The following is a 2,790-nucleotide window of genomic DNA, read 5'->3' on the forward strand; positions in this document are numbered from 1 at the left end:
GTGTCGGTGTCGGCGGTCCGGCCGTGCAGCACAAGGGCGATGTCGAGGCCGGCCTCAAATCCGCAAAGACGCGGATCGAAGCCACCTACGAGACGCCGGCCCAGTACCACAACGCCATGGAGCCGCATGCGATCGTCGTCGCCTGGGATGGCGACACACTGTCGATCGACACACCGAGCCAGGGCCTTGCCATGGCGCAGGGCCGCATCGCCGGCCTGTTCGGCATCGCGCCGGAAAACGTCCACATCCGCAGCCCGTTCCTGGGTGGCGGCTTCGGTTCGAAAGGCATGATCTCCGGGCCGCAGGTGCTCGGCATCCTGGCGGCGCGCCTCGTTGGCCGTCCGGTCAAGCTGGTGCTGCGGCGTGAGCAGATGTACGGCCCGGTCGGCCACCGTGCGCCGACGCGCCAGACGCTGCGCATGGGCATGGATGGCGAAGGGCGGCTGACGGCACTCGACCATCACGCCAAGACTGCGTCGAGCACGTTCGACGATTTCTTCGAACCGGCGGCGGATGCCTCGCACACGCTCTATGCCAGCCCGGCCATCGCCACCTCGCACGATGCGGTGCGGTTGGACACCGGCACCCCGCTGTTCATGCGGGCGCCCGGCGAAGCGACCGGCTCGATCGCACTCGAAAGCGCCATCGATGAGGCGGCACACGCCTGCGGCATGGACCCGCTGGAGTTCCGGCTGCGGAACTATGCCGAGGTCGAGCCCATGACCGGCAAGCCGTTTTCTTCCAAGGCGCTGCGCGAGTGCTACAGGCAAGCGGCCGAGACGTTCGGCTGGGCGAGCCGCCTGCTTCAGCCGCGGCTGATGCGCGACGCGGACGGTTTCCTGACCGGCTGGGGCATCGGCACGGCGACGTTTCCGGCCCTGATGTTCCAGGCCGAGGCCCGCGCCGTGCTGAGAAGCGATGGCAGCGGCCTGATGGAGACCGGCGCGCAGGACATGGGGCAAGGCGCCTGGACCGCCTTCGCCCAGATCGCCGCCGACGGACTGGGACTGGATATCGACCAGGTCGATTTCAGGGCCGGCAGTTCCGATCTGCCCAATGCAGGCATTGCCGGCGGCTCCGGCCACACGGCGACGGCCGGCATGGCGATCCACAATGCGGGTGCCGCCGTCATCGCCAGGCTCGCCGATCTCGCCACCGGTGACGAGCACTCACCGCTCTACGGCGCCGGCAATGAAGGCGTGCTGGCGCGCGGCGGTCGCCTCTATCGGCGCGACGATGAAAGCCGCGGTGAAAGCTATGCCGAAATCCTCACGCGCGCGGGCCTCACCGAGATCGAGGGCCATGGCAAGGGCGCTGCGGACCCGGCATCCCAGGAAACCTATGCCAAGCACGCGCATGGCGCCGTGTTCGCCGAGGTGAAGGTCGATCCGGATTTCGGCCAGATCCGTGTCACAAGGCTGGTCGGCGCGTTCGCCGCCGGGCGGGTCATCAATCCCAGGCTGGTGCGCAGCCAGTATTATGGCGGCATGATCTGGGGCGTCTCGTTCGCGCTGCATGAGGAAGCCATCACCGACCGGCGCTCTGGCCGGATCCAGAATGCCAACCTCGCCGAATATCATGTCCCGGTGAATGCCGACGTTCCGTCGGTCGAGGCGCTGCTGGTCCACGAGGACGACCCTCACGTCAACGCACTCGGCATCAAGGGGGTCGGCGAAATCGGCATCACCGGCACGGCCGGCGCCGTCGCCAATGCGGTCTGGCATGCGACCGGCGTGCGGCCGCGGCGCTTTCCGATCCGCATCGAAGACCTGCTGGGGTGAGGTGAGATCCGCCTAGCGGACGGGAAGCCAATTGCTCGGCTTCCCGTCCGACGAACGGTGAAGGCCCGGTCCGCCTTCGGGCGGATCAAAAGGTCCAGTGGGCCTTTTAAAAGGGCCGAACGCCCGAAGGTCCGGAGCGACAGCGAAGGGCCGGACAGCGGGCGCCAGGTCCCCCGCCGGCCCACCATGAGATCAACCGACTTCGCGTCAAGCAACTGGAGCCAGGCGCCCATGACAAAAACAACAATCCCAGTTCATCTCGATATCAACGGCCGTCATCACGATCTGCAACTCGAGCCGCGCGTCACGCTGCTCGATGCCTTGCGCGACCGCCTCGGCCTGACCGGAACCAAGAAGGGCTGCGACCACGGCCAGTGCGGCGCCTGCACCGTGCATGTCGACGGCGAGCGCGTGCTGGCCTGCCTGACGTTGGCCGCCCAAGCCGAAGGCCGCACCGTCACCACCATAGAGGGGCTTGCACGGGAGGGCGAAATGCATCCCGTGCAGGCTGCCTTCCTCGAACAGGACGCCTTCCAGTGCGGCTATTGCACGCCGGGCCAGATCATGTCGGCGGTCGCCTGCATTCGTGAGGGCCATGCTGGCTCCGACGACGAGATCCGCGAATACATGGCCGGCAATCTCTGCCGCTGCGGCGCCTATCCGCACATCGTCGCCGCTGTCCGCCAGGCAGCATTGGAGGCTGCATCATGAGGGATTTTTCCTATGTGCGCGCCAATTCGCTCGCTGCGGCACGCCAGGCGGCCGCCCTGCCCGGCGCCATGCTGCTCGCCGGCGGCACCACGCTGATCGACCTCGCCAAATGCGGCGTCGCCGAGCCCGAGACGCTGGTCGACATCACCCATCTCAAGGGGTTGGACAGGATCGAGATGAATGAACGCGGCGCCACCATCGGCGCGCTGGCCAGGATGAGCCGTGTCGCCGACCATGCCGACATCAAGATCCACTTCCCAGCCGTCTCCGAAGCCCTGTTGCAGGCGGGGAAAATCGC

Annotated in this window: 3 protein-coding genes; all 3 read left to right on the forward strand. The window is 67.2% G+C overall.

Features of this window, described 5'->3' with window-relative positions; genetic code table 11:
* On the forward strand, positions 1-1,781 hold a 1,781-nt coding region (locus EN984_RS29625), incomplete at its 5' end, for a molybdopterin cofactor-binding domain-containing protein (RefSeq protein ID WP_127384159.1).
* Positions 1,782-2,012: 231 nt separating this feature from the next.
* Positions 2,013-2,492, forward strand: a complete 480-nt coding sequence (locus EN984_RS29630) for a (2Fe-2S)-binding protein (RefSeq protein WP_127267453.1) — start codon at positions 2,013-2,015, stop codon at positions 2,490-2,492.
* Positions 2,489-2,790 (forward strand): FAD binding domain-containing protein (locus EN984_RS29635; protein WP_206517508.1); only part of this gene is annotated, 302 nt, incomplete at its 3' end. The genes EN984_RS29630 and EN984_RS29635, both read left to right, overlap by 4 nt.

It is taken from the genome of Mesorhizobium sp. M7A.F.Ca.CA.004.12.1.1 (assembly GCF_003997835.1).
In the GTDB taxonomy this organism is placed as follows: Bacteria; Pseudomonadota; Alphaproteobacteria; order Rhizobiales; family Rhizobiaceae; genus Mesorhizobium.